Genomic DNA, 1,318 nt, shown 5'->3' on the forward strand with positions numbered 1-1,318 from the left:
ATCGGCGGACGCCCCTCGGCGTCCGCGACCGCCACGGCCGCGTCCAGGCCCGCCGAGAGCACGTGGTGCTCGGGAGAGGTCATGTCCCGGTCGGTGAGGATCTTCACCAGGGCCACCAAGATGGACATGCGCCGAGTCCGCACCATCGAGGCCCACGCCCGGTCCGTCATCGGCTCGCCCTGAACGTCCGTCGAGGGCCGGGTGCCCGGGTCCAGCGGGTTCAGGCGCGTGTCCAGGCCAGGGCCGACCTGGATCACCGACCCACCCAGGCCCTTGACCACACGGGTCCACTCGCCCTTCTTGTCCGAGGCCACCGAGAGCTTGCGCCCGGCCAGCACCTGCCGCACCGCCAGCGACTTGGCCAGCGACGACTTCCCGGTGCCCACCTGACCGAACAGCATCATCGACATGCCCGAGATGATCCCGGCCTCATAGAGCGCCCACGGGTCGAAGCAGAACGCGCCGCCGCCGTGCATGTCCTTGCCGATCATCAGCCCACGCGCACCCAGACCGGGGCCGGCCACGAACGGGTACGCCGTCGAGGCCGTGTGCGTCGTCGTACGGACCGGCCGAGGGGCCAGCGTGCGCAACCCCCGCAGCTGCCGTGCCCCGCGCGGTCCGGCCTTGCCCCACTGCGGCTGAGGGAACCGCACCTCCTTAGCCTGCGCGGCCAGCGCCTTCCGCAGCGCCCGCTGGCCTCGCTCCAGCTCCCGGGCCGCACGCTTGGCCTCTCGGGCTTCGTCCTTGCCCGGTTCGATGATCTGGAACAGATCGACCTTCGGTTCCTCACGCATCAGAGCTTCATCCTTCCGAACGGCAGGGCACCGGCCACGAACGCCGCATCCTGCTCCATCCACACCGGGCGCAGCTCGCACCCGGCCGTGATCCCGGCGGTCATGACCTCCGCCGCCGCGGACTCCAGCTCGGACCGCGAGGACCCGGTCACCGTGACCAGCACGACGACCTCCACGCCCGTGTGCCGACGCCGCAGCTCGGCCTCCTCGCGCTCGACGTCCTCCAGGGACTGGTCATGTTCCAACGAACCGATGCGACCGAGCTTGTTCATCAGCCGCGAGTTCGTGTGCCAGTCCGTCTTGCGCCGCTGCACGGACCGCACCGCGGCCCCACGCTCCACCGGTGCCAGGAACACCGAGACCGTGTGCCGGAAGTCCCCGGCGAACACCAGCTCGTCCAGGAACCCCAGCCGGGCCAGGTTCTGCGGCAGCTCGGAGACCTTGTAGGTGCGGTGGTAGTTCCCGTCCGTGACCATGTGGCCCGCATGAACCTCCACGGCCATCGGTCCCGCACTTGAGGGCGC

Annotated in this window: 1 protein-coding gene and 1 pseudogene; both read right to left on the bottom strand. The window is 70.4% G+C overall.

Annotation, left to right across the window (positions count from 1 at the left end; all coding sequences use genetic code 11):
* A pseudogene (locus AB0N07_RS51195) lies at window positions 1–794 on the bottom strand (ATP-binding protein); the annotation flags it as partial.
* Window positions 794–1,318, bottom strand: a 525-nt coding sequence (locus tag AB0N07_RS51200) for an SCO6880 family protein (protein ID WP_365847880.1), incomplete at its 5' end; no start/stop codon positions are given. The gene AB0N07_RS51200 and the pseudogene AB0N07_RS51195, both read right to left, overlap by 1 nt.

The sequence above is a fragment of the Streptomyces sp. NPDC051172 genome (genome assembly GCF_040682555.1).
In the GTDB taxonomy this organism is placed as follows: domain Bacteria; phylum Actinomycetota; class Actinomycetes; order Streptomycetales; family Streptomycetaceae; genus Streptomyces.